The 24,463-nt window shown below is 60.9% G+C and carries 20 protein-coding genes and 3 pseudogenes; 9 read left to right on the top strand and 14 right to left on the bottom strand.

All coding sequences use genetic code 11. The features are described 5' to 3' along the window. Window positions 1-584: 584 nt before the first annotated feature. On the bottom strand, window positions 585-803 hold the full coding sequence (locus Q2M23_RS37720; RefSeq protein ID WP_316398759.1) for a hypothetical protein: 219 nt from the start codon (window positions 801-803) through the stop codon (window positions 585-587). A 153-nt stretch (window positions 804-956) separates the two neighbouring features. Between Q2M23_RS37720 and Q2M23_RS37725 the strand changes: the two genes are divergently transcribed. Next, complete coding sequence (locus tag Q2M23_RS37725) at window positions 957-1,172, top strand: hypothetical protein (RefSeq protein ID WP_076833986.1); 216 nt, start codon at window positions 957-959, stop codon at window positions 1,170-1,172. 789 nt (window positions 1,173-1,961) lie between these two features. Here Q2M23_RS37725 and Q2M23_RS44225 read toward each other — a convergent pair. Further along, window positions 1,962-3,040 (bottom strand): annotated as a pseudogene (locus Q2M23_RS44225) (IS630 family transposase). A 156-nt stretch (window positions 3,041-3,196) separates the two neighbouring features. On the opposite strand from Q2M23_RS44225, the gene Q2M23_RS37740 reads away from it, so the two are divergent. From Q2M23_RS37740 to Q2M23_RS37755, 4 genes and pseudogenes are all read left to right on the top strand, one after another. Further along, window positions 3,197-3,820 (top strand): methyltransferase family protein, encoded by a 624-nt coding sequence (locus Q2M23_RS37740; protein ID WP_244558992.1) that lies wholly within the window; start codon window positions 3,197-3,199, stop codon window positions 3,818-3,820. A 323-nt stretch (window positions 3,821-4,143) separates the two neighbouring features. Next, window positions 4,144-4,401, top strand: a pseudogene (locus Q2M23_RS37745) (IS110 family transposase); the annotation flags it as partial. 43 nt (window positions 4,402-4,444) lie between these two features. Then, window positions 4,445-4,576, top strand: a complete 132-nt coding sequence (locus Q2M23_RS37750; protein WP_316398769.1) for a hypothetical protein — start codon at window positions 4,445-4,447, stop codon at window positions 4,574-4,576. Window positions 4,577-4,739: 163 nt separating this feature from the next. Continuing rightward, window positions 4,740-5,027, top strand: a complete 288-nt coding sequence (locus Q2M23_RS37755) for a hypothetical protein (RefSeq protein ID WP_141341754.1) — start codon at window positions 4,740-4,742, stop codon at window positions 5,025-5,027. A 931-nt stretch (window positions 5,028-5,958) separates the two neighbouring features. Here the strand turns inward: Q2M23_RS37755 and rpoH are convergent. From rpoH to groES, 7 genes are all read right to left on the bottom strand, one after another. Continuing rightward, window positions 5,959-6,885 (bottom strand): RNA polymerase sigma factor RpoH, encoded by a 927-nt coding sequence (gene rpoH, locus Q2M23_RS37760; RefSeq protein ID WP_076828143.1) that lies wholly within the window; start codon window positions 6,883-6,885, stop codon window positions 5,959-5,961. Between the two features lie 78 nt (window positions 6,886-6,963). After that, window positions 6,964-7,473 carry a hypothetical protein gene (locus Q2M23_RS37765; RefSeq protein ID WP_316398760.1) on the bottom strand — a complete coding sequence of 170 codons (510 nt, stop codon included), beginning with the start codon at window positions 7,471-7,473 and terminating at the stop codon, window positions 6,964-6,966. Between the two features lie 15 nt (window positions 7,474-7,488). Continuing rightward, on the bottom strand, window positions 7,489-7,809 hold the full coding sequence (locus Q2M23_RS37770) for a hypothetical protein (RefSeq protein ID WP_141341757.1): 321 nt from the start codon (window positions 7,807-7,809) through the stop codon (window positions 7,489-7,491). A gap of 70 nt (window positions 7,810-7,879) precedes the next feature. Then, window positions 7,880-8,335, bottom strand: a complete 456-nt coding sequence (gene hspD / locus Q2M23_RS37775; protein WP_018272795.1) for a small heat shock protein HspD — start codon at window positions 8,333-8,335, stop codon at window positions 7,880-7,882. A 322-nt stretch (window positions 8,336-8,657) separates the two neighbouring features. Beyond that, window positions 8,658-8,984 (bottom strand): hypothetical protein, encoded by a 327-nt coding sequence (locus tag Q2M23_RS37780; RefSeq protein WP_316398761.1) that lies wholly within the window; start codon window positions 8,982-8,984, stop codon window positions 8,658-8,660. Between the two features lie 200 nt (window positions 8,985-9,184). After that, window positions 9,185-10,807 carry a chaperonin GroEL gene (gene groL, locus Q2M23_RS37785; protein WP_057018175.1) on the bottom strand — a complete coding sequence of 541 codons (1,623 nt, stop codon included), beginning with the start codon at window positions 10,805-10,807 and terminating at the stop codon, window positions 9,185-9,187. A 43-nt stretch (window positions 10,808-10,850) separates the two neighbouring features. After that, a complete protein-coding gene (gene groES / locus Q2M23_RS37790) occupies window positions 10,851-11,165 on the bottom strand; it encodes a co-chaperone GroES (RefSeq protein ID WP_076828150.1) in 315 nt (104 codons plus the stop codon). Window positions 11,166-11,401: 236 nt separating this feature from the next. Here groES and Q2M23_RS37795 point away from each other — a divergent pair, with 236 nt between their 5' ends. After that, window positions 11,402-12,499: a trypsin-like peptidase domain-containing protein gene (locus Q2M23_RS37795; protein WP_316398762.1), complete on the top strand. Its 1,098-nt coding sequence runs from the start codon at window positions 11,402-11,404 to the stop codon at window positions 12,497-12,499. Between the two features lie 94 nt (window positions 12,500-12,593). Here the strand turns inward: Q2M23_RS37795 and Q2M23_RS37800 are convergent. Both Q2M23_RS37800 and Q2M23_RS37805 read right to left on the bottom strand, forming a co-directional pair. Further along, window positions 12,594-13,936 (bottom strand): annotated as a pseudogene (locus tag Q2M23_RS37800) (transposase). 129 nt (window positions 13,937-14,065) lie between these two features. Further along, window positions 14,066-15,001, bottom strand: a complete 936-nt coding sequence (locus Q2M23_RS37805; protein WP_233475395.1) for a PAS domain S-box protein — start codon at window positions 14,999-15,001, stop codon at window positions 14,066-14,068. 353 nt (window positions 15,002-15,354) lie between these two features. On the opposite strand from Q2M23_RS37805, the gene Q2M23_RS37810 reads away from it, so the two are divergent. Beyond that, window positions 15,355-16,185: a methyltransferase domain-containing protein gene (locus tag Q2M23_RS37810; RefSeq protein WP_316398763.1), complete on the top strand. Its 831-nt coding sequence runs from the start codon at window positions 15,355-15,357 to the stop codon at window positions 16,183-16,185. 608 nt (window positions 16,186-16,793) lie between these two features. On the opposite strand, the gene Q2M23_RS37815 is transcribed toward Q2M23_RS37810, so the two are convergent. From Q2M23_RS37815 to Q2M23_RS37825, 3 genes are read right to left on the bottom strand one after another with little or no spacing between them, the layout of a single operon-like run. Beyond that, window positions 16,794-18,242 (bottom strand): HlyD family type I secretion periplasmic adaptor subunit, encoded by a 1,449-nt coding sequence (locus Q2M23_RS37815; protein ID WP_076828154.1) that lies wholly within the window; start codon window positions 18,240-18,242, stop codon window positions 16,794-16,796. After that, entirely contained in the window at window positions 18,229-20,370 is a 2,142-nt protein-coding gene (locus Q2M23_RS37820) for a type I secretion system permease/ATPase (protein WP_316398764.1), read from the bottom strand. Before Q2M23_RS37820 ends, Q2M23_RS37815 begins: the two co-directional genes overlap by 14 nt. A gap of 29 nt (window positions 20,371-20,399) precedes the next feature. After that, window positions 20,400-22,013: a calcium-binding protein gene (locus tag Q2M23_RS37825; RefSeq protein WP_316398765.1), complete on the bottom strand. Its 1,614-nt coding sequence runs from the start codon at window positions 22,011-22,013 to the stop codon at window positions 20,400-20,402. A gap of 273 nt (window positions 22,014-22,286) precedes the next feature. Here Q2M23_RS37825 and Q2M23_RS37830 point away from each other — a divergent pair, with 273 nt between their 5' ends. Further along, window positions 22,287-23,864 carry a winged helix-turn-helix domain-containing protein gene (locus Q2M23_RS37830; RefSeq protein WP_316398766.1) on the top strand — a complete coding sequence of 526 codons (1,578 nt, stop codon included), beginning with the start codon at window positions 22,287-22,289 and terminating at the stop codon, window positions 23,862-23,864. A gap of 301 nt (window positions 23,865-24,165) precedes the next feature. After that, window positions 24,166-24,463, top strand: a 298-nt coding sequence (locus tag Q2M23_RS37835) for a phage integrase N-terminal SAM-like domain-containing protein (protein WP_316398767.1), incomplete at its 3' end; no start/stop codon positions are given.

Raw genomic sequence — 24,463 nt, forward strand, 5'->3', positions numbered from 1 at the left:
CATTAGGAAATCGCTCAGACTGGGGAACCAATTTTGAATTTGCCCGGTTATTTGATGGGGTTGATGCGAGGGACCATCGCCATGAGGATCGATCATCTCGTTGCAATTGCGATAGCCATTTGTACCGCTGGTGCCGGATTGGCGGCGGCGCATTCCGTCGCCTTACCACTCGAAAAGCAGTCCGCGCCGACCGCTACTGAATTGGCAACCCGAATAGCCGCGTCCGTGGATACGTTCGTGCCTCGGTCCGGCGGGTAAACAGCCTCCACTCAAGTGCGTCTAACGCCGCCCGCCACCCATATTCGTCCGGGATGGAAGTGTGCTGGCACCGCAGCACACTCGCAGTGTTCATTGAGTTCATATCTGCATTCGCCCGGCCATCTCAACTAGTAGCCGAGCTTTTGCATAGAGCCGAGTTCTTTTTGCGCTATATCAATGATAGGCCAGCCAAGCGGGCTATAGATGAGCCGCATCCGAAAAACCTGACTGTTCAAGGGTTACGGGACTCAGGCTCTAGCACTCCGAGCCCCGTTTCGTCCGAGGAGGCTCGCATGCCCGTAAGCAGCCACATAGATGATTTGCGTTCAGCCGTGCACTACGCACTGGAAACCACCCATGCCATAGCAGTATGTCCCTTCCATCTGGATATCATGGTCCGTCTCGGTGATGACGCGGCTGAAAACCACGCCTTTGCGCGCGCCAGAAAGCTGATCAAGTGCGATGGCACGACTTGGGAGGGAGAAGCTCTCCGGCAGGAATTCCGACGCCAACTCGGCAAAGCCGCTGATCGCTATTGTCCTCACTGCGCTCTCTCGGGTGATCCATAGATTTAGGCCATATCATTGCTCGTCCGAGCACCGACTAGACTGACCGTCTTACGTGATCGCGGTAACGCTAGGCGTCGGTGGTGAGAGACCGAGAGCGCTCCCGCCAGCACAAGCGAAGGAGCGCGGTCCATGGCCGATCAGCGAGTCATTAATCGCATTTGCGCTTCTCAACAGCGAGACAAGCGGATCGTTGATGAGGCCGTAAAGGCCTCTGCCAAATCTATCCGGTTGCTCAAAAGAAACCCGGCGCCGGACACGTTCATCGATCGCAAGACGCAGGAGCCCTTACCGGAAAAGGAAAGCAGGTATGGCGAAGGGACACAGCGCCAAGGGCCAACGTCATGACACGCCCGCCGAGCGAGCGCATGCCAGGTCGCGCCGGTTGAGTGTCAAATTGAAGCTGGCGAAGCCGCCTGAGAAGAGTCAGCTCTCACAGAACAACGACGCGAGAGAGTAAGGCCGCCTCGGTGGGCGGCTATTCTCATTTAGAGCACGATTAATTTCCTAGCCGTGGCACAACCTGCACTTTGGTCGCCAGTTGTACCGAGCTAGGTTGCCACCGCAGGGGTTGTTCATGACCGACGACCTATTTTATAGGACGAGCATTGTAGTGTTGGGGCTTAGCCCCATCGCTCTGGTAGCCATCGTTCTATTTGTTTGAGATCGAGCTTCCTACCTGGCAAATCCGAAAGCCGCAGTACGGCCTCAACGAGGGGGACGCTGAGCCGACATTCCCGTGGATCGTCCAAATGCTGTTTAGCAGGCAGCACCTCGACCTCCAGGTAACCGGAAAATCTGCGTCGGCCTTTCCTATTCAAAATGAAAGGGGCCGTGTCGCGAGACGGCCCCTCTACCGGAATCTGAAAATTGCTTCGGGATGAAATCTAGCCCCCGGCAAGGTCAAAATTAGCGTTGAAGGACGCAGAGGTGGATTCCGTAGAATCACGGTGGCAAGATGTCGCTCACAAAAGAAAGCGGCCTGAGCAGCTCTTGGGGCCAAAGCTCACATCGGTATCAAGAATTACCACTCCCAGTCATGAGCCTATGTCTTCAATCTCCATCACCGCGCAAGGCGGCCTTCGCCGGAGCGATACCCAGCGCCGGCCATTGCTAAATTCTGCGTATGCCAACCACCTAGTGGATGGAATCTAACACTTGGTGCCCACGCTTGACGGCGGCGATGATGTCGTCGGGGTCAGCGGTCCAGACGAAGGGTTTGGGTTTCTGGTTGTGCTCGGCGAAATAGCGGTTGATGGCAGCCTGGAGGTCGACGACGGAGTGGAAGACGCCGCGCTTGAGGCGCCGCTTCGACAGCTTGGCGAAGAAGCCCTCGAGCGCGTTGCGCCAGGAGCACGAGGTCGGCGTGAAGTGGAAGGTGAAGCGCTGATGGCGGTCGAGCCAGGCCCGAACCTTGGGGTGCTTGTGAGCGGCATAGTTGTCGAGGACGACGTGGATGGCCTTGGCGGCCGGCACCTCGGCGTCGATGGCGTTGAGGAAGCGGATGAACTCCTGATGCCTGTGGCGCTGCATGTTGCGGCCGATGACGGTGCCATCGAGCACGTTGAGGGCGGCAAACACGTTGTTGTGCCGTTGCGCTTGTAGTCGTAGGTCATGGTGCCGAGCCTGCCCTTCTTCATGGGCAGGCCGGGCTGGGTGCGGTCGAGCGCCTGGATCTGGCTCTTCTCGTCGACAGACAGCACGATGGCGTGGGCCGGCGGATCGACGTAGAGGCCGACGACGTCGCGCAACTTGTCGACGAACTGCGGGTCGTTGGACAGCTTGAACTGGCGCCAGCGGTGGGGCTGCAAGCCGTGCGCCTTCCAGATGCGGCGCACCGCGCTGGCATTGATGCCGGCGGCTTGCGCCATCATGTCGGCGATCCAATACGTGGTCTCGCCGGGCGGGTCCTGCAACGTCAGCACCACCACGCGCTCGGCCACTTCGGGACCGAGCGGCGGAATGCGCGAGGGCCGCGTCTTGTCGCGCAGCAGCCCCTCGAAGCCCTCCTCTGCAAAGCGCTCCTGCCAACGCCACACGCAGGCCTTGGATTTGCCGGTTTGCTGCATGATGTCGACGGTGCCGACGCCGTCGGCCGTCAGCAGGATGATCTCGGCACGCCAGACGTGCTTCTGCCGCGCATTGCGATCCTTGACGAGCGCCATCAGTCGCTGGCGATCGGTCGGCGAAACGGTGAAGGAAATTCCCGTGCGCATGCGCCAGACTCGCACGCGCACTCGCCAAAGGGAATCCCAAATCGGACTCTTATGTCAGGCGGAAATCCACTAGGGCATGCGTGGCGCCGCCTCGCCTCCTCTGACATGGTATAGTAGCGGATGCCAATCTCCGGTTACCTCCAGGCAGCCTTGTTCGTGATCGCTGCGGCCGTCGCGCTGTTCGTAGCAGCCGGTACGGTCGCCATCCCAGGCTTTTGGACGTATCTGGCAATCCTAGCCGTGGTCATGATCCTTTCGTTCGCGGCGCTCGACCCGGACCTCTTGCGAGAGCGGATGCGGCCAGGTGGCAACAAGCCGCCGCTCGCGTTGAGACTTTTCTCGCTCGTTCTGCTCCTGCATTGGATCGTTGCCGGGCTCGACCGTGGTCGGTTCCATTGGAGCGACGACGTGCCCGGCTGGCTGCAAGGCATTTGCCTGTTCACGGTCGGGGCCGGTTACGGCCTGGCGCTCTGGGCTATGCGCGTGAACCGGTTCTTCTCCTCGGTTATTCGCATCCAAACCGACCGCGGTCACCACGTCGTCACCACGGGTCCATACGCCTTCGTCCGCCATCCAGGATACATTGCCGGGATTTTGATTATCCTGGCGAGCGGACCTGCACTTGGATCGTGGCTCGCGGTTGCGCTCATTGTGATTTTCAGCCTGCCGTTTCTGCTCTATCGGACAATCACGGAGGATCGAATTCTCCAGCGAGAGCTTGCAGGCTATTCGGATTACGCCGCGCGGGTCCGATGGCGGCTCGTCCCGGGCATTTGGTGAGGGCCACACCTCGCTTGGGAAGGCATGCTCCTCACCAAACGGTCGTTACCGTCTCTGAGAGAGGCAAGCTAGTCGTATCGTAAAGCGGCCAGGGTCCGCCTTCCACTCCACTGCGACCTTCGGAACGTCTGCAGATGGGTAAGGCCGCGATGCCCTTCCACGAACCGGAAAGACGGTCGTGGGCGGGTATCAAGCGTTAGGTTCGATCCACTAGGAGCTCTGAGGCGTCACCTTCAGCGTGTCCCGGCCGTTGGGCTCCCTATGAACCCATCCGTCGGAAGCCACAAGACGCTCATGGTTCCCACCATTCGGACTAGCAGCCTATGCAGTCAATTTCGACGATCGGTCTGAATATCGCGAAGTCGGTCTTCCAAGTGCACGGCATTGATGCAGCCGGCCAGGTGGTCATACGCCGACAGTTGAAGCGCCGGCACGTCCTGGCATTTTTCCAGAAGCTGCCGCCACGCCTGGTGGGGATCGAGGCTTGCGCGTCATTGCACCATTGGTCACGCGAGCTGCAGACGATGGGGCATGCGGTGCGGTTGATGGCTCAGGCCTATGTGAAGCCCTACGTCAAGCGGCAGAGCCTTTCGCTCGATCCGGGACCGGGTAGTAAGACGGCATGTGATCGAAGCCGTCGAGGCGATGGCGGATCGCCGCGAGGCTCCCGACGACAATGCCGACACGGTGAACATCGCGGACAACCAAGATCGAGCCACCATCTGGCCAGAACGCGGCCATGAAGGCGAACAATGATCGCGATGTCAGCAGCGGCGAGGCAGCGCGATCTCGGCCTGGTTGACCCCTATCCCCAAGGTCGAGATCGCACCTTCGTAATGCCCGGATCAGTCGTCGCACCATTCACTGGAATTCCCCGCGTGTTCTTTACGTCGCTCGAGGCTGAAACGGCGGTGGCGGCATGAGTATGTTTCTTGTTTTCGGACATGCCTTCAGCGCGTCCATTGAGCCGAAGATCGTGCATCTTCTGCACGATCGCGAGGCCTTTAAGAAGGCATTCGTGGCTGGGTTTGAGGAGGCAGCTGCTGCCGGATTTGATGCCGTGGATAAATTGCCGGTCGTGCTCGATGACACGCTGATCAGAACAACCTTCCAAGTGCTGGAAGATAAGTTCAATCGATCAAACGACACATCGGAGCGGCGTAAAATCGTCGCCGAAATACTAAATCTGGCAGAGTTGGCAAAATGATCGCCCCTCGACATCGAATTGCGCGCCCTCTTGCTGCCCGAATCGGAACCGCTCATGGCGCGGCCGGAAACTCACACTTCGGCATGTCCTGACGGCCCGGCCCACCCCAGAGCTACCCCAAGGCCGGGCCGCTTTTTTCTAATTTTCAGCAGGAATATTACAGCGCATTGGGGCGCACGACTTCGCCCACCGATCATATCCCATCTCAAAGCTAATGTTGCCGCGGAGCGCAGCCGACCAACAGTGGTGTCGGGCTGGACCATTTCCGCTGTTCACGACTTAGGGAATACGCCAGCGCGGAGCGCAAGTCCCTGATGCTTCTCCGCCAACTCCGAATATCAGGGACCGCGTAGTTTGCGCCGGTTTGCGGGAACGGCTTGGTATGATCCAAACGATTTAGCAATCTACGGCTTCAGAGCACTGCTCATGCTCTCTCTGCTTGAGGGATGAGTTGGATTTCCCGAGCGACGACTGAGCATTGTTGCTGCGTCCGGCATGACCTTTGTCAGTACCGCTGTTTCTCACACTATCGGCGTCTATCAGGCGGGACCACGGGCCACGGCTGGGACCTTGGTTAGAAAAAACGAGTTGGGCTTCAAGAGGGGTCTAAGAAAAATTCTGGGTTCGATGCAGAAATTTCTGCGTCGGGCGCTTGCCAAGCACCTAGAAGAGGGAGCCCCACCACGGTGCGCCCCGAATCCCTATTTTTGAAATGCGTGGGAGCGCTTCAGGCGGCGTCGCGAATCTCCGTGTCTTCGGCGAACGAGCTGGCGTCAGCACACGCGTCTTCTGATGCCTTTGTAGTTAATGACGTTGAACGCAGGCGAGCAGTTTCAAATGCGGAGATATGTCGTGCCGCGCAGTTGGCTCCTGCCGCGGCCATGCTGTTCGCGCCATCAGACAAAGAATGAATGGCGTTAGCATCGTACAGTCAAGCGCCTGAGCCGAAAGTGTGCTTACCGTTCCTTCGAATGTTGTCTGGACTTTTCAGACAGGCTCCTCCTGCCAGCATCGCGGACTGTACCTTTTCAAATGACCGTTGCTCGATTTGGCGGACACGCTCGCGCGATATTTCGTACTCCAAGGCGAGCGCTTCGAGCTTCGGGGGATCTTCACTCAAATAGCGTGCTGTGAAGATATGCCTTTCACGGGGGCTTAGCTTCTCAATGGCTGCTGTCAATGCTTGGCGCCGTTGAGCCAGTTCCTGGTGCTCGGCCAGCGTCACGTCATGAGTAGGCGACGGATCTACCAGTCGTTCGAGGGCATCGCCGACGTCGCCGGCATCGTTGTGTCGTAAATTCAGGGACAGGTCGCCACGCAGGCGACGGTCCATATTCACGACTTCACGTTCGGGTACCTTGAGGTGAGTGGCGATCGTCTTGACCTGTTCTGGCCTCAGATCCCCGTCCTCCAAGGCGGCGATCGCACTCTTCGATTGCCTCAGTTTGAAGAATAACTTCTTCTGGGCAGCGTCCGCCGTGATCTTCACCAGCGACCAGGAGCGAAGAACAAAATCCTGGATCGTTGCCTTGATCCACCACATGGCATAGGTGGAAAGGCGGATGCCCCGCTCCGGATCGAATCGCCGCACGGCCTGCATCAGGCCGACATTGCCCTCGGAAATGATATCGGCAATGGGTAGGCCATAACCTCGATATCGCATGGCGATTTTCGCAACGAGACGCAGGTGGCTTGTCACCAGGCGATAAGCCGCTTCACGATCGCCGTGGTTTCGCCATCGCCGACCAAGGGTGGTCTCTTCCTCCTGAGTGAGAATCGGAAATTGTCTAATTTCCGTTAAATACTTCGTCAGCCCGGTGCCGAGCGACGGCAATTTCTGAGAGACAGTTTGAGACATTTCCCCCTCGCAGCGCTCAACAAATTCCCGCCTCTGCCGCGCTCGTCAGAGTCGCGGCAGAGCAACAAAAGCATCGGTCTACAGGGCGGGACTATCGTCCGCCTCATGGCTGCCAAAACGTCGGCCTTTTCGGTTGGAACCATCGGTCCTTCGATCCGAATCGGACTCCAGAAGGCACAGGGCATCCACGATGTCGTCGAAGCTCACGGCTCCATCGATTGTCTGGTTCAATTCTGGATCGTCTTTCACGGCGCAAGCATCCGCGGCCCAAAGCGATAGAATGGCCCGTTTCTCGTACGATGTGAGGTCGAAATCTTCGGCAACGTCCATTGGATGAGCGAACGCCTCGGCTGGATGCAGCAGCCCGGCCATCTCCAGGTTCGTTGTTCGTCGGCGATCCGTCTGCAGCGAGAGGCGATCGGGAAACGTCTCGTGCAAAAGAGCCTCCACGGAACGCTGCTCTTCGCTCATCCGGCGTGCGATATACGCTCGCTCCAGGTCCGACAGCCGCGTCTCGAGGAGCCTGCGGTAGCGCCGAATATTGGCGCAATGGGCACGCAGGCGTTCAAGATTTCCCTCGATCATCATTCGTCCCCTTCCGGCTCAGGCGGCCAAGGCACGCTCGGTTGAGCGCAACCGACAAGGCTTTCCACCCGGAGGATTCCGGGGTCCGCCGTCGAGTTCGCACAGGGCCTCGAGGATTTCGTCGATCGATACGGGCTTCTTCAGTCCGGCGGGCGAGCGGAGCGACGGGCATGATGTTATCGCCGATGCGTCGGACGCCCAGGATGCCAGAATTGCCCGCTTCTCGGCCGTCGTCAGGCCGGCGTGGCACACGACATCCCTGGGATGTTCGAAAGCGGTGCCGGGATGCAGGAGCGCGTTGAAGTCAAACACGTTGTCGTCAGCGGTCGTCGGCCGCATGGTATCCTCCTTTGCATTGACGACGAGCGGCAGCCGCGCGAAGCCTCGCGCGGCGCCGGTCGGAGCCTGCTTAGGCTGCCTTGGCTTCCAATTTCTGGACATTGTCGGCCGATACGCCGTTGATTGCGATACGGCGCGGCTTCATGGCTTCCGGAATTTCCCGGACCAGCTCGATCTTGAGTAAGCCGTTGTCGAATGCGGCGCTCTTGACCTGAACGTAATCCGCCAGGTTGAACTGCCGCTTGAAGCTGCGGGTGGAGATGCCGCGATAGAGAAAATCGCGCTCAGCCTTCTCCGACTTGCTGCCCTCAATGGTGATCACGTTCTGTTCGGCCGTGATCGCGATCTCGTTGGGCGCAAAACCTGCAACCGCCAACGAAATCTGGTAGCGGTCCTCAGACAGCCGTTCGATATTGTAGGGCGGATAGTTGTCCTCGCCGGCCCGCTGGGCCATTTCCGCGAGGTCAAAAAGGCGATCGAAGCCAATGGTCGAACGCCAAAGGGGCGAGAAATCATAAGTGCGCATAGCCAAATCCTCCAAAGAGCAAGATGGTTACGAGCGGCACCGGACACGACCGGTGCCCGTCTCAACGGCCGGACCCCTGAGGCGCCCGGACACCACCGTTCGGTGGCGACAAAAGAATTAGCAAAGTCGTTTTTGGTTTCAAGAGGGGGCCAAAAATTTTTTAGGGCTTTTGGTCCCCAGTAACCTGACCTGACGTCCGTTTCGTTAACAAGCGAGTTATGCACCCGGGCCCGCAATTCGGACAGCGCGGTTGAGGCGCAGGTTCGCCGTCCTCGAGCGCCAGGGAAGCTGCGTGACCCATAGACGGGCCGCGCGTGGAGCATTAGCTCACCTGGGGTGCAGTCCCTTCCAGGTCGGACGGAAGACGAAGGACATTGGGTTCATTGCTGTCTGGCAACAGCAGCGTGTCCATCTTGAACAGCGGCGGGCTCGGTTTCCAGCTCATCCACTGCATCGAATCCAGATAGGGGATGGGCGGAAGCGGCAGAAGGTGGTTCGCGCGCTCGGGGATCTGCCTTGGGGGACCGTCAAGGCCCCAGGCACCCGCCGGGAGCAGCATTGCCGCATAAGCGAACGCGCCCGCAATCATCATTCGGGCCCGGCGGGCTGAATTCTCAGCACGAGCGGAAAGGGTATCATTTCCTGTCATCTCATCCTCCTAATTTCGGCAAGCCGATCCAAGCGATGGTGAGAAGGCTGAGGGCGAACATGAGCCAATGCATTACAGCCGCCCCGCCGTTGGGTGATGGAGATTGCATGCGTCTGCTCATCTGAAGCTCCTTGGTGCTACCGTTCCTTTCTCGTGGTGGGTGGAATGAGCCCGGCCGTCGCTGGCCGGGCTCGGGTTGATCAGAAATCCATGGACGGCGCGGCAGGCGCCGTCTCCGCCTTCTTCGGCTTGTCGGCCACCAGGGCTTCCGTCGTGATGAGCAAGGCGGCGACTGAGGCCGCGTCCTGCAGCGCGGTGCGGACGACCTTGGCAGGATCGATCACGCCCGCTTTGACCATGTCCTGGTACTCTCCCGTGGCTGCGTTGAAGCCCCAATTGTAGTCGGCGTTCTCGAGCAGCTTGCCGACGACGAGCGAGCCGTCTTCACCGGCGTTCTGGACGATCTGCCGGGCAGGAACCTGGATGGCGCGACGCACGATATCGATGCCGGCCTTCTGATCTGCATTAGAAGCTTTGAGACCATCGAGCGCCTTCAACGCGCGCAGGAGCGCCACGCCGCCTCCGGGCAGGATACCCTCCTCGACCGCGGCGCGCGTTGCGTGCATTGCATCGTCGACGCGATCCTTTTTCTCCTTGACTTCGACCTCGGTGGCACCGCCGACGCGGATCACGGCGACGCCGCCAGCGAGTTTCGCCAAACGCTCCTGGAGTTTCTCGCGATCGTAGTCGGAGGTAGTCTCCTCGATCTGCGCCTTGATCTGGGTGACGCGGGCCTCGATGTCCTTCTTGGCGCCTGCGCCGTTGACGATGGTCGTGTTCTCCTTGTCGATGACGACCTTCGTGGCGCGCCCGAGCATGTTGAGGGTTACGTTCTCGAGCTTGATTCCGAGATCCTCCGATATCGCCGTTCCGCCGCTGAGGATCGCAATGTCCTCGAGCATGGCCTTGCGGCGGTCGCCGAACCCGGGCGCCTTGACGGCTGCCACTTTCAAGCCACCGCGCAGCCGATTGACGACAAGAGTCGCGAGTGCTTCGCCCTCGACGTCCTCGGCGACGATGAGCAGTGGCTTGCCCGACTGCACCACCGCCTCCAGCAGCGGCAGCATGGTCTGGAGCCCGGAGAGCTTTTTCTCGTGGATCAAGATGTAGGGATCCTCGAGCTCGACCCGCATCTTCTCTGCGTTGGTCACGAAGTAAGGCGAGACATAACCGCGATCGAACTGCATGCCTTCGACCACTTCGAGCTCGGTATCGAGGCTCTTGGCTTCCTCCACGGTGATCACGCCCTCATTGCCGACCTTCTGCATGGCATCGGCAAGGAAACGGCCGATCTCGGTGTCGCCGTTGGCGGAAATGGTGCCGATCTGCGCGATTTCCTCGTTGGAGGTGACCTTCTTGGCATGCACCTGCAGGTCCTTGACGATGACTTCAACCGCTAGATCGATACCGCGCTTGAGGTCCATCGGGTTCATGCCGGCGGCGACCGATTTTGCGCCTTCCTTGACGATGGCTTGGGCTAGCACGGTCGCCGTCGTGGTACCGTCACCGGCGAGGTCGTTTGTCTTCGAGGCGACTTCGCGCACCATCTGTGCGCCCATGTTCTCGAACTTGTCTTCGAGCTCGATTTCCTTGGCAACAGTGACGCCATCCTTGGTGATGCGCGGGGCGCCGAAGGATTTTTCGATGACGACGTTGCGTCCCTTGGGACCAAGCGTCACCTTGACCGCATTGGCGAGCGTATCGACGCCGCGCAGCATCCGCTCGCGGGCCTCAGTTGAGAATTTCACGTCTTTGGCAGCCATATTATCTGCTCCTTTCTCGAATGACTGTCAGCTTCCAGCTTGCTCAAGCGGCCTTCTTGAGCGAGCCGGCTTTGTCGACCACGCCCAGAAGATCGCTTTCCTTCATGATGAGGTAGTCCTGGCCGTCGATTTTCACTTCGGTGCCAGACCACTTGCCGAAAAGCACGCGGTCGCCGGGACCAACGTCGAGCGGCACCAATTGTCCTTGCTCATTCCGACCGCCAGGGCCCGCGGCGACGATTTCGCCTTCCTGCGGTTTCTCCTTTGCGGTGTCGGGAATGATGATGCCGCCAGCGGTCTTTTCTTCGGCATCAATGCGGCGCACGAGCACGCGGTCGTGCAATGGACGGAAATGCATGCACATCCTCCTGATTAGGTCAGCGATGTCAAAAATCCGGGTCCGGAAACCGGCCCCCGGGCGGAAGCGACTTAGGTAACGGACAAAATCCGTTCAAGAGCTTCTACGAAAATTTTGGCGGCTCATCCGAACGATGCACTGAGGGCTCTTGAACAGTCGACTTGAGCCAACCAGTTAATCGCCGCCACCGCCCCGGAGGACGGGGCGATAAACGCGTGTGCTACCGGAGAGAAATGATGCGATACTTGCGTGGGCTTGCGCGACTCGGGCTCGGCTCGACGCTGGCATTAACCCTTTCCGGACCGCCAGTTCTCGCCCAAATTCCAGACGTTAACACCGGCCGCGTGCCAACCCTTGCGCCGTTGGTCAAGGAGGTGACGCCGAGCGTCGTCATCATCTCGGTGCAGGGACGCGTGCGCGAGGACAATCCGCTGTACCAGGATCCGTTTTTCCGGGAGTTCTTCGACGTTCCGAAGCAGCTGGAGAAGGAAATCAACGCCACCGGATCGGGCGTGATTGTCGACGCCCAGCGCGGCTATGTATTGACGGCAAACCACGTTGTTGCCAACGCGACCGCGGTGCAAATCAGAACCAAGGATGGCCGAAAGTTTGCCGGTCGCGTGGTCGGCCGCGATGCGCCGACCGATATCGCGCTACTACAGGTCAAGGGGCCCGTCGGGTTGAAAGCCATCGCGCTGGGCGACAGCGACGCGCTTCAGGTCGGCGACTTCGTCATTGCGGTGGGCAATCCCTTCGGCCTGGGCCAGACCGTCACGTCAGGCCTTGTCAGCGCGCTCGGGCGCACCGGCCTTGGTAAGCACGGCTATGAAGATTTCATCCAGACTGATGCTGCGATCAACCCCGGCAACTCCGGTGGCGGCTTGATCAATCTGCGCGGCGAACTCGTTGGCATCAACACGGCGATCATCTCTCCGGGAGGCGGCAATGTGGGAATTGGCTTTGCGGTACCCATCAACATGGCCCGCAAGGTGATGGAGCAGCTCGCGCAGACAGGGCGGGTCGAGCGTGGCCGCATCGGCGTTGCGCTGGAGGATCTCGAGGCGCCCGCTGCGGGTGTGACGCAGGGTGCCCGTGTCAAGGAGGTCAGCCCCGGCTCGCCCGCAGAGCGCGCGGGCCTTCGCCGCGGCGACATCATTCTGAAGGCCAACGAAATCCCGATCCGCAGCGCCACGCAAATGCGCAACCTCATCGGGCTGACCGCGGTCGGTCAGCAAGTGCGGCTGACTATTGAGCGAGAGCGCGCCACAGAGAGCGCCACGGTCGAGGTCGCACCGTTGGCCGAGCCCAAGCCGAGAGGGCGCGGGCGGGGGTGACGAATGTCTGCATATGGTCGATTCCGTTGAAAAAGGCTGGTAGTATTTCGTTTTAGTAGCTCCGCCGCGACGTGGCCGAACTGCTCTACCGACCCTATGCGAGCCTCCGGGTGGGCATCGGGATCAGCTTGGCCATCTTTCGAAGGTTTGTGGGCGGTGGCTGCGAGGATGAACTCGTCGCGCGCGCCGTTTGGACCTCGTAAACGCAAACGGTCGAGCTTGAGAATGCGCTTGAGGTGCGCGAACAACATCTCGATTTTCTTGCGGAGCCGGCGCGAGGCGCCTCCCTCCCACGATCTCGCGATCTGGCGCGCCATGTCGCGAGCGCCCTCGTAGATCGAGCGCGGCACTCTCCGTGAAGCCTGCTTGGGGCAACACCGAGCCTTCAATGCGCATCGATCACAATCGCGCTTGCTGGCGAGGTGAAGCATGGTGGCACCATCATTCACCAACGTTCCCGTCGTGGTAAGAACTTTGCCACCAGGGCAACGATAGATGTCCCCAGCATGGTCATAGGTGAAGTCGTCGCGCGAGAAGATCCCGTCTGTGCGGGGCCGACTTGTCGAAGACTGTAACGTGCGGCTTGATGCCGTGCTCATAGACTAGCCAGGCGAGCATCTCGGCCGAGCCATAGCCGCTGTCGCCGAGGAGCCGGCTCGGATAGAGATCAAAGCGCTCCAGCGAGCGCTCAATCATGCGCTTAGCGGTCAATACCTCCGCCTGCCGGATTGCCGTCGTGGCCTCAACATCGACGATGATCGCGTTCTCGATGTCGACCAGGTAGTTCGTCGAATAGGCGAAAAACGCTTGGCCGCCGTGCGCCCCGTCCAGCGCGCCGCCGGATCGGAGAGCGATATGAACTTCGGGGTGACCTCGGTCGCGGCTCCGAAAGCGGCATAGCCAGACGCTCATCGATTGCTCGACCGGCAGCATGCGGCAGAAGTCCCTTATCGCCTTCGATCCCCTTCTGCCGATTGGCATCGGCCTTGATCAGGCTCGCATCAACTGCAAATCCTTCACCGCCGACCAGTCGCTCCTCGATGCAGCGGCACAAGACGCTCTCGAACACGTGACGGAGAGGTCGCTCTCCCGGAAGCGGCCATGCCTGTTCTTGGAGAATGTCGAGTGATCCGGCACCGCCCCATCCAGACCGAGCCGGCAGAACCACCGATAGGCCAGATTGAGGTGGACCTCATCGCACAGCCGCCGCTCCGATCGGACCCCGAAGCAGTAACCGATCAAGAGTATCCGGATCATCAGCTCGGGATCGATCGAAGGTCGGCCGATGCTGCTGTAGAAAGGCGCCAGCTCCTGCCTGACCCGTTCAAGGTTGACAAACCTGTCGATCGACCGGAGCAAGTGGTCGGCGAGGATATGCCTTTCGAGCGAGAACTCATAGAACAACGCAGCCTGGTCGAGTTGCCGATGTCCCATCATGATCTTCAGTCCTGCCAATTAGACAGACTGAATCACTGATACCTCTGCGTCGCAACAGCCGCCATTTTCAACAGAATCGGCCATAAGCAAAAGTTGTAGCGGCGAGAGCAGCGAAGCTCGATTGGCATCTCACGTCGGAACGGCGATTTCGCAAACCAGCCCTTCCGCGCGCCAGTCAAACAGCACCTTCCCGCCAAGTGGATTGATCGTCCCTTCGATGAGCCGACTACCAAAACCCTTACGTTGGGGCGCCTTTACCCTCGGTCCGCCCAGTTCGGTCCAGCGGAGCACCAGCTGTCCATCCTCGGCGCGCGACCAGGCCAATTCTATCCGGCCTCTTGTGTTGGATAGCGCTCCATACTTGATAGCATTGGTTGCTAACTCATGCAGGACAACAGCAATCGCCTGCGCAGCGATGGGTTCTAACACCGTCTGCAGCCCCTCCATCACAATCCGCTTCTGGTGACTCTCTTCGAGGTAAGGGGCAAACTCCTGCTTGGCGATCGCCGAGACTTCGGCTCCTATCCACCGCGTTTCAACAAACAGCGAGTGAACATTTGCCATCGCTTGGATGCGCCCGCTGATCACTTCCTTGAGGCCCTCGGAGGTGTCGGACTGAGAAAGGTTGATAATTGCCTGTACGTTAGAAAGGATGTTCTTGCTTCGATGCTCCGCCTCGCGAGCCAGAATGCTAATCTGCTCCTGAGTTCGCTTCTGCTGGGTAATATCTCTAGCAATTTTTGATGCGCCGACGATGTTGCCGTGGGCGTCTTTGACAGGAGAAACAGTTAGCGAAACGATGATTGAGCTACCATCCCGACGTCGCCGGACAGTCTCGAAATGGTCGATGCGCTCACCTCGTCGGATGCGGGTTAAAATCTCCCGTTCTTCGCTGAGCCGGTCTTGCGGAATCACGAGTGTAATGGGCTGACCAATAGCCTCCGTGGCCGAGTAACCGAAAATGCGCTCGGCCGCCTTGTTCCAACTCGTAATAATGCCATCTAGATTCTTGCTCACAATTCCATCGTCGCTGGACTCGACGATGGAGGCCAGAAGATTGGCCAATCGCTCAGCGCGCTCCAGAGCCCGCTCGCTGGCCAACGGCTTGAGTTGAAATCCCGACTCGTTTTTAGGCCCCAATGGCCGCCCCCCGAAACCCAGATGCTGCACCGCCGTTGGTGCCCAATCATAACACCAAATGCAAAGAGCTGCGACGTTTCCGCTGGGTCAAAAGCCGCCCTTGGCGGTCAGACCGGGCGACTTCCGCTTTATGACCGCAAGCCAACGTTTATGAGTACACGCCTCAGATCGAGCACTTTGCGATGTTCACGTGCGCTAAAGGGCCGCGACTGCTGCCCCCCTCGATGTGCTAGCTTCACACGGAAGCGAGCGGGGGACGTGGCTATCAAGGATAGGCCATGGTTGACCAAGGACAATGGCAAGTAGCTGGAAATGCCGCTGAGACATACGAGGACGCCCTTGTTCCGGCTGTCTTCGCACCTTGGGCACCGCTCGTAGTTGCACTCGCAGACCCGCGAGCAGGTGAGCGCGTATTGGACGTCGCATGCGGTACCGGCGTGGTGGCGCGGCTCGCCGCGCAGCGAGTAGGCCCCGCCGGGAGCGTGACCGGTCTCGACCTGAATCCCGGTATGCTGGCGGTCGCCGCCTCAATCGCAGCTGCCCGCCCGACCACAAGCGCACCGATCACGTGGCAAGAGGCCAGCGCGACGAACATGCCTCTGCCTGCGGGGACATTCGATGTCGTGTACTGCCAATTGGGACTCCAGTTCTTTCCAGATCGACCCGCCGCACTGCGCGAGATGTATCGCGTGCTGGTACCTGGCGGCCGCCTCGGCTTTATGGTGTGGCAGGACATCCAATACAGTCCTGGGTTCAGCGCCTTAGCCGGTGCGCTTTCGCGGCACGTCAGCACTGAGGCGGCGAGCATAATGCGCGCTCCTTTTTCGCTCGCCGATGCCAAACAGCTACGCGCGCTTGTGGCTGCGGAAGGTTTCAGCGACATAACGATTGAGTCGGCTGCAGGAACCGTTCGTTTTCCGTCAGTTTCGCGGTTCGTGCAGGACTATGTGCGCGGATCGCCGCTCTCAGGCCATGTGGCCAAAGTCTCGGATGAAACCCGTAGGGTCTTGGTCAGCGAGGTAGAAGACGCGCTGATGTCTCATGTCGCCGATGATGGGTTAAAGTTTCCGATAAAGGCACACCTCGCCAGTGCGGTGAAGGGAGCATAGTGGTCGGACATAGCCGATGTTCAAATGAAGGGTTTCGCTGGCGCTTGCGGGTTGGGGCCGACGTCCGGGATGGTCAAAAGCCGACCACGACGCCCCGCTCGACTTTGGTCGGCTTCCCTCCCGGCTGCGGACATTGGGGGCATTCTAAGAAAGGTCGGCTAGCGTCCACTGTTCACGATCCGCCTGCTTCACGAAGCGCCTCATCAGCTTCCCCCCACACAATGACCAGGGAATTTTAGAAAAGCATCGACGTTTTCACACGGCCAGGGCCACAAGACGAGCCCATTCGGTCAGGGCTGCGAGTCTGCTCTGCCTCAAGGGCGGACATCCCGGATTTATGAGTGCGTGCGTAGAGCGCGATGCGATCAGGTTGAATGGTCATAGCGAAGTCGGTGGGGTCCCGCTCGCAAGGAGTGCAGCGCGGCGGTCGAGAGACCGATTCAACCCGACCTCATCATGCTCCAGCAGGCCGTCGTCACGCCCGCGGTTCGCCGAGCGCGTGCATCAGCCGGTTGGTCTAGCCAAACAGCGCCGCCGACAACACCAGATCGAGCTATTCCAGCGTTTGAACGGCCTTGCCGAAATCAGTGCGAACATTGCCCTGCCTCCTAGCGCTCCCGCAAAGTTTCCTGCCGATAGCGGCGGAGCGGCGACAACAGATAGCTCAGGATGGTCCGCGATCCCGTCTTGATCTCCACCGTGACGGCCATGCCGGGCGACAGATTGACCATTCTGTCGTCGATCTGCATTTGGGTAGAATCGAGCGAGATTCGCGCGCTGTAGTTCAGTTCCTGGCCTTTCGGCTCGCTGCTCTCGCGTGCCGTACCCAGCGCCCGATCGCCGGCGCGATCCTGCGGGCGGTCGCGGATCACGGCGTCCTGTGACACCGACAGCACCTCGCCATGCAACAGGCCGTAGCGGGTGAAATTGAAAGTATCGACCTTGATTTCGGCTTGTTGTCCGGCATGGATGAAGCCGATATCGCCGTTCGACACCATGGCCTCGATCTCGAGCCGGCTCTCGCTCGGCACCACCACAAGCAGCTGCTGCGCCGGCGTCACTACGCCGCCAACGGTGTGAACCGCAAGCTGCTGCACCACGCCGTCCACCGGCGCCGTCAACTGCTGCAGCTTCGTTCTTTGCTCGGCCTTGATCAGGTCCTGGGTGAGCCCGCTCGCTTTCTGTTCGGCCTTGGCGAGGTCGTCGGAGATCGTGTGCCGATACTCCGCTGCCACTTGGCTGCGCGTCTCGCGAATCGCTGCGATGGCCGCTTCAGTCTCGTGCAAGCGACTGGTCTGAACCACGAGTTCCTCCTGCTGCTCGACCAGGAGCTGGAACACCTCGAAATAGGTCAGCTTCGAGCCCAGTTCCTTCTCCACAAGCATCTTGCGGATATCGACGCGTGATTGAATGACCGGAATGATGGTCTCCAGCTTGTGGATCGTCGCCCCTGTCGTGGCCAGTTCGGCTTCCTTCTGAGCTTGCTGTCGCGCGAGCGCGGCGATCTTGGCGCGATGCTCCGTCACCTGATTGAGCAGCAGCTGACGCTGCGTGTTGATCAGCTCCGGATCTACGCCGGCCGACGGCATGAAATCGGCCGCTGGATTCTCCGAAAGCGCCGCGCGCAAACGTGCGATATTGAGCCGCTCGGCAAGGAGGTCGTTGCGCAGATGATCTCGCTCCGCCTCGTTCGCGGTCGGATCGAGCTCGATCAGGACATCGCCGGCCCTGACCACCTGGCCGTCCTGTACCCGAATGGAGCGCACGACGGCGGTCTCGAACGGCTGGATGATCTTGACGCGACTGCTGGGAAGGACTTTTCCCGTGGCCGACGCGACGATATCGATCGTGCCCCACCAGGCCCAAGCCAGAGCCAGGCAGAACAAGACGACGATCGTACTGCCGATCGTGCGACCGAGCGGCGATGGCGGCGTCTCCACGATTTCAAGCGCGGCGGGGAGAAACGCCAGCTCTTCGCGGCGCCTCCCTCGCGGACTGCGGAACGCGATCACGTGTTGCGTTGACGGTTTAGGCGCCGCGAGTTCAGCCGACCTCATGGAATCCTCCCTGCAGCCGATGCAGCGACGCATAGCGGCCGCCGGTCTTGATCAATGTGTCGTGGCTGCCATCCTCGACCAGGCGGCCGCGATCGAGCGTCACGATGCGGTCCGCCGTCCGCACGGTCGACAGCCGGTGCGCGATCACCAGCACGGTCCGCCCGTTGGCGATATCCTTCATGTTCTGTTGAATGATTCGTTCGCTCTCATAGTCCAGCGCGCTGGTCGCTTCGTCGAAGATCAGGATGCGCGGGTCGGTGACGAGGGCCCGCGCAATGGCGATCCGCTGGCGCTGGCCGCCGGATAGAGTCGAACCGCGTTCGCCCACCATGGTGTCATAGCCTTCTGCGAGTTCGAGGATGAATTCATGCGCGCCTGCAAGCCGCGCCGCCGCAATCACGCGCTCCATCGGCATCGCCGGATCGGCAAGCGCTATGTTGTCGCGCACCGAGCGGTTGAACAGCATGTTTTCCTGCAGCACGACGCCGATCTGGCGGCGCAGCCAGGTGGGCTCGGCCATCGCGAGATCCATTCCGTCGACCAGCACGCGTCCGCGTTCCGGAACGTAAAGCCGCTGGACCAGCTTGGCGAACGTGCTCTTGCCGGACCCGGAAGGTCCGACAACGCCGACGATCTGGCCTGCCGGCACCTCGAACGAGACGTCGCGCAGGACTTCCTGCCCGTCCACGCGATAGCGGAACGAGACGTGGTCGAACTTGATGTCCCCCCGAATCGCCGGCAGCCGCGCCCGCGCCGCCGAATAGGTCGGCTCGGCGGCGGTGTTAAGAATATCACCGAGCCGTGCGATCGACAGGCGCGCCTGGTGGAAATCCTGCCAGAGCTGCGCAAGACGCAGCACCGGCGTACTCACCCTGCCGGCGAGGATATTGAAGGCGACCAGCTCGCCCACGGAAAGGCTGCCGTCGATCACGAGCCTTGCGCCCCAGTAGAGGATACTTGCGGTGACGAGTTTGCTGACGAGCTGCACCGTCTGGCTTACACTGTTGCCGAGGCTCAGGACCCGGAAACTCGCAGCCACATAGCCCGCCAGCTGCTCTTCCCAGCGCCGCTGCATCTGCGGCTCGACCGCCATGGCCTTGACCGTCTCGATCCCGGTGACGCTCTCGACCAGGAAGGCCTGGTTCTCGGCGCCGCGGCGGAATTTCTCGTCCAGCCGCTGCCGGAACAGCGGCGTCGCTCCGGCGGAGATCGCGATATAGAATGGGAACGAGCCCAGCACGATCCAGCTGAGCAGCGGCGAGTAGAAGAACATCACGCCGACGAAGGCGAAGGTGAAGAACAGGTCGATGAGCAGCGTCAGCGCCGAACTGGTGAGGAAGCTCCGGATGTTTTCCAGCTCGCGAACTCTGGCCACCGAATCGCCGACGCGACGCGCCTGAAAATAGGCCATCGGCAAAGCCAGCAATTGCCGAAACAGCCGTGCGCCGAGTTCGACGTCGATGCGGTTGGTGGTGTGCGCGAACAAATAGGTCCTCAGAATTCCCAGCACGGTCTCGAAAGCCGAGATCGTCACCAGCCCGAGCACGAGGACATCGAGCGTGCTCAGCGATCGATGCACCAGCACCTTGTCGATGACCACCTGGAAGAACAGCGGCGAAGCCAGGCCGAGCAGTTGCAGGAAGAATGAGGCGACCAGCACTTCACCCAGCAGATGCCGGTATTTCTGGATCGCGGCGACGAACCAGCTGATGTCGAATCGCCGCGCCATGTCGGACAATCCGGCACGTCGGGTCATCAGGATCAGCTGCCCATCCCAGATGGCGAGGAGTTCGTCCCGTGACATCAATGCTGGCCGAGGCGCAAGCGGCGACTGCACCAGCACCCGGTCCGCATCTGCCTTGGCAAGGAGAAGGAATCCGCCATCGCGCAGGGACGCGATGGCGGGCAAGGGCGTGCTGCCGAGCCGTGACCAATCGGTTCGGTAGGCACGGGCCTTGAGGCCGAGATCCCTGGCGCAGCGGAGCATATCCGCTGCGCCGATCCTGTCCGTTCCCAGCCGATGCCCGATCTGTCCGGCATCGGCCGCAACGCCCTGGAGATGCAGCAGCGTTAAGAGGATTTCGAGACCCGGGTCGGTCGGTCTCGCACCATTGGTTTCGATGCTCATGGTTGTTCTCCAGGACGACGCCGTCGGCCTCAGGCGGCGTGCGGCTGAGCGAGCTGCGGCTGCTGGCTCAACGGCGGCTCGGCGACGGGCATCGCGCCGTGATCCGCTCCCGCCGAGACGAAGCTCGACGCCATGAACTGGCCGAGCAGGCTCGCGCTTGCCGCCGCCGTATGCGCGAGGCCTGGCGCCGCGCCCGGGATCACGACGTTGTGTCCCGCACCGCCATCGAGGACATTCTGCGGGCTGCCGCCGAGCAGAATGTCATCGTCCGCGCCGCCACTGAGGATCTCGCTGCCGTTCCCGCCGATCAGGACATCGTCGCCGCCGCCGCCGTTGGCAGTGAGCAGGATGCCGTTGCGCAGTCCGGAAGCCGAGATCACATCGTCGCCGCCGAGGCCGTTGATGACGAGACGGTCGCCGGCGCCGACATTGGAGATGGTCACGTCCGTCGCAAGTCCCGTCACCGTGATGACGCCGTTGCTTTCCGTGACATTGATCGCGTCGTCACCGTTGGTCGCATTGAGCACAACCGTGTCCGGCTGCGCGTCATTACCGCCGAGGTCGATGTTGACCTGACTGACGCTGGTGCCGGTCAGGTCGTTGACGGTGATGGTGTCCGCACCAGCTAGCGCATTGACATCGATGGTATCGATGCCGGCGAGGTTCATCGAGACCGTGCCGACGTCGCGGGTTAGGGTGGCGCCGCTGCCCTTGGCCGAGACGGTCATGTTCTCGGTCACATTGGCGCCGTTGAACACCAGGGTGTCGTTGCCGTCACCGCCGTCGACTTTGTCGCTGCCGTCACCCGGATTCCAGACGAAGGTGTCGTCGCCCGCGCCGCCGAACAGCTGATCGTTGCCGCGGCCGCCGATGATGGTGTCGTTGCCGTCACCGCCGAGCAGCGTGTCGTTGCCGTCGCCACCGGTGATGGAGTCGTTGCCCGCACCGCCGTCTACGGTTAGCTTGATCAAGCTGGAAAGGCCGTTTCCGGCGGTGAAGACGTCGTCGCCGCCATTCATGTTGAGCACGATGTTCTCGGTGGTGCCGATATCGAGCGAGAACGGCGCCGGGCTGATGCGATCGAATCGTACGCGGGAGCCGTTGGCGGTGAGGATGAAGTTTTCGGCGCCGTTGCCGCCGTTGACCTGGGCGGTGTCGATGCCGTCGCCACCTTCCATCAGGTCGGTGCCATCGCCCGGATTCCAAACCATGAGATCGTTGCCGGCGCCGCCGAACATCTGGTCGTCGCCCGCGCCGCCAACCAGCGTGTCGCTGCCTCCGCCGCCGAACAGCAGGTCGTTGCCGCCCTTGCCGATCAGGGTGTCGTCGCCCGCGCCGCCGAACAGCCGATCGTTGCCGGAGCCGCCGGTGATGACGTCGTTGCCGGCGCCGCCGAACAGCTGAGCTGCCGGGAGTGCACCGTTGGCCTCGTCCAGCGCGATTGTGTCGTTGCCGCCGGTGCCGAACACCTGGATCAAGGAGGTGTTAGCGACCGTCGAGGTGCCCCCCGTGACCGGGACCGCGCCGCCATTCACGAGGATCGTTCCGGCCGCGGAGCGACTCACGGTGATCGAGTTGTTGAGATTGTCGTCGAACACCGACAGCAGGCCGGTGGTCGGAGAAAAGCCAGCTTTGATAGCCATGGTCGTCATCCTTCCAGAGGTTTCATGCCCCTTGACCGATACTTAGCCGCGAAGAGGATGACAGGCTTGAAGCCGGTCTTGAGAACGCCGTGATTTGCCTGAAGAAGCCCTGCTGATTTCCTGATTGTGCTATTGTGATCGGGCCGTGATCGCCTGAGCCCCCAGCCGGACGCGGCAAACACGCGCCGCGGCGCACCAAAGACGGTTGCAACCACGGTCGATGCGGTCCAAATCGCGACAGGCCGTTGCGGCAGTCCGGTCCAGGATACGAGCATGCAGTTTCATTTCGCCGATTACGTGCTTGATACCAGCGCCCGCGAGCTGCGGCTCAGGTCTGAACTGATTGCAGTCGAGCCCCAGGTCTACGACCTTCTGCTCTACCTGATCGAGAATCGCGATCGCGTCGTCACCAAGGACGATCTGGTTGCTTCGGTGTGGGGCGGCCGCGTCACCTCGGATGCGACGCTGACCAGCCGCGTCTATGCCGTGCGCAAGGCGGTCGGCGACAGCGGCCAGCAGCAGAAGCTGATCCGCACCATTTCGCGCAAGGGTCTGCGCTTCGTCGGCGAAGTGCGCACGCCGCCGATGGACGACGAGCTCGGAGAGCTTTGCGCGGAGCCGGACTTGAACGAATCCAGCGAGCGAATTGCGGCATTACCTCTGCCTGATCGTCCCGCCATCGCCGTGCTGCCTTTTGCCAACATGAGCGACGATCCGGACCAGGATTATTTCTCCGACGGCATCAGCGAGGACCTCATTACCGCGCTCTCGAAGCTGCGCTGGTTCTTCGTGATCGCGCGCAACTCGTCGTTTGCCTACAAGGGCAAGTCCGTCAACATCAAAGAGGTCGGGGCGACCCTCGGCATCGGTTATGTCATCGAAGGCAGCGTGCGCAAGGAAGGCGATCGCGTGCGCATCACCGCGCAGCTCAACGACGTCGCCACCGGCAGCCACCTGTGGGCGGAGCGTTACGATCGCAGCCTCGCCGATGTGTTTGCCGTGCAGGACGAGATCACCGAGGCGATCGTTGCGTCGATCGAGCCGCAGCTCTATGCGGCGGAGCATTTTCACTCCAAACGCAAGACCCCGGACAGCATGGACGCCTGGGGTCTGGTGATGCGGGCGATGTCGCATTTCTGGCGGATCACGCCAGCCGACTATGTCAAAGCGCAGGAGCTGCTGGAGAAGGCGATTGCGATCGATCCGTACTACGGACAAGCGCTTGCCGTTCTGTCCGCCAGCCACACCTTTTGCGCCTACAATGGCTGGAGCGAGATGGCGACATCGGTCCCGATTGCCGAACGCGCGGCGCTGGCGGCAGTCCGCGCCGACAGCGAGGATCCCTGGGCGCATCATGCGCTGGGTTGCGTTCATGTGCTGCTGCGACGTTTCGACGAAGCGCTTGGCGAGTTTGAGCTGGCGCTGAAGCTCAATCCAAGCTTTGCGCTGGCACTTAGCGTGTACGGCCTGGCGCTGACGTTCAGCGGCCACTGGGAGGAAGCCGGCGTCGCCACCACGAAGGCGTTGCGCCTCAGCCCGCGCGATCCATTTGCGGCGATCTACAACGGCATCGCCGCCCATGCCCAGTTGGTCGGACGAAATTACGAGGAGGCGATGCGCCTGGCCGGAGCCAGCATTCGGCTTCGCACCGATCATGTCTCCGGCTACCGCATGCTGACTGCGGCGGCTGCGATGGCCGGACGAGGCGAAATCGCCACGGCTGCATTGCAGGAACTGCTCCGCAGACAGCCCGATTTCTCCCTAGCCTGGATCGGGAAGAACTTGCCGTTCAAATACGAGGCCGACCGCGAGCACTATCTGGAAGCCTTCCGCCGGGCCGGCTTGAGTTAGCTTGTGCTCTTCCTGGGCTCAAAGTACCACAAATCAGGATGACCGACAAAACCCCTCCCCGCCAGCCGCAATGTCGCAGATGGGTCAGAGGACTAAACCGCTCGCGCGGTAGGACGCCGCGGCTGGCGGCACGGCCAAGACGATAGCGCAACGGGGCGTCCTGTCTTGAGATCGAGGGGTTCGACAACCTCACTCAAGACAGGAGCATCCCCATGACCGACGAGGCAATGAGCCCGTTGCGCCGGCGCATGATCGAAGACATGACGATCCGCAAGTTGGCCCCGAAGACCCACATGACTACGTGCAAAGGGTCAAGAACTTCGCCGCATTTCTCGGGCGATCACCGGATACGGCGACCTTCGAGGACGTGCGCTGCTATCAGCTACATCTGACGGCAAGCGGCGTTGGCGCGCCGACCATCAACCAGACCGTCTCGACGCTGCGGTTCTTCTTTCGGGTCACACTCAAGCGCCACGAGATCGTCGAGCATACCCATGTCATTCACGAGCCGCGCAAGCTGCCGGTGGTACTGAGCGTGGAGGAAGTGGCACGGCTGCTCGATGCCGCACCGGGGCTCAAATACAAGGCGGCGCTGAGCG

It is taken from the genome of Bradyrhizobium sp. 33ap4, from assembly GCF_032654765.1.
Classification (GTDB): Bacteria; Pseudomonadota; Alphaproteobacteria; order Rhizobiales; family Xanthobacteraceae; genus Bradyrhizobium; species Bradyrhizobium australafricanum.

Excerpts from the sequence above, each read along its gene's own strand:
- Q2M23_RS37820 (WP_316398764.1), bottom strand. The coding sequence starts at position 20,370 with ATGAGCATCGAAACCAATGGTGCGAGACCGACCGACCCGGGTCTCGAA.
- Q2M23_RS37725 (WP_076833986.1), top strand. The coding sequence starts at position 957 with ATGGCCGATCAGCGAGTCATTAATCGCATTTGCGCTTCTCAACAGCGA.
- Q2M23_RS37755 (WP_141341754.1), top strand. The coding sequence starts at position 4,740 with ATGAGTATGTTTCTTGTTTTCGGACATGCCTTCAGCGCGTCCATTGAG.
- groL (WP_057018175.1), bottom strand. The coding sequence starts at position 10,807 with ATGGCTGCCAAAGACGTGAAATTCTCAACTGAGGCCCGCGAGCGGATG.
- Q2M23_RS37810 (WP_316398763.1), top strand. The coding sequence starts at position 15,355 with ATGGTTGACCAAGGACAATGGCAAGTAGCTGGAAATGCCGCTGAGACA.
- Q2M23_RS37780 (WP_316398761.1), bottom strand. The coding sequence starts at position 8,984 with ATGACAGGAAATGATACCCTTTCCGCTCGTGCTGAGAATTCAGCCCGC.
- groES (WP_076828150.1), bottom strand. The coding sequence starts at position 11,165 with ATGCATTTCCGTCCATTGCACGACCGCGTGCTCGTGCGCCGCATTGAT.
- hspD (WP_018272795.1), bottom strand. The coding sequence starts at position 8,335 with ATGCGCACTTATGATTTCTCGCCCCTTTGGCGTTCGACCATTGGCTTC.
- Q2M23_RS37765 (WP_316398760.1), bottom strand. The coding sequence starts at position 7,473 with ATGATGATCGAGGGAAATCTTGAACGCCTGCGTGCCCATTGCGCCAAT.
- Q2M23_RS37770 (WP_141341757.1), bottom strand. The coding sequence starts at position 7,809 with ATGCGGCCGACGACCGCTGACGACAACGTGTTTGACTTCAACGCGCTC.
- Q2M23_RS37825 (WP_316398765.1), bottom strand. The coding sequence starts at position 22,013 with ATGGCTATCAAAGCTGGCTTTTCTCCGACCACCGGCCTGCTGTCGGTG.
- rpoH (WP_076828143.1), bottom strand. The coding sequence starts at position 6,885 with ATGTCTCAAACTGTCTCTCAGAAATTGCCGTCGCTCGGCACCGGGCTG.
- Q2M23_RS37830 (WP_316398766.1), top strand. The coding sequence starts at position 22,287 with ATGCAGTTTCATTTCGCCGATTACGTGCTTGATACCAGCGCCCGCGAG.
- Q2M23_RS37815 (WP_076828154.1), bottom strand. The coding sequence starts at position 18,242 with ATGAGGTCGGCTGAACTCGCGGCGCCTAAACCGTCAACGCAACACGTG.
- Q2M23_RS37795 (WP_316398762.1), top strand. The coding sequence starts at position 11,402 with ATGCGATACTTGCGTGGGCTTGCGCGACTCGGGCTCGGCTCGACGCTG.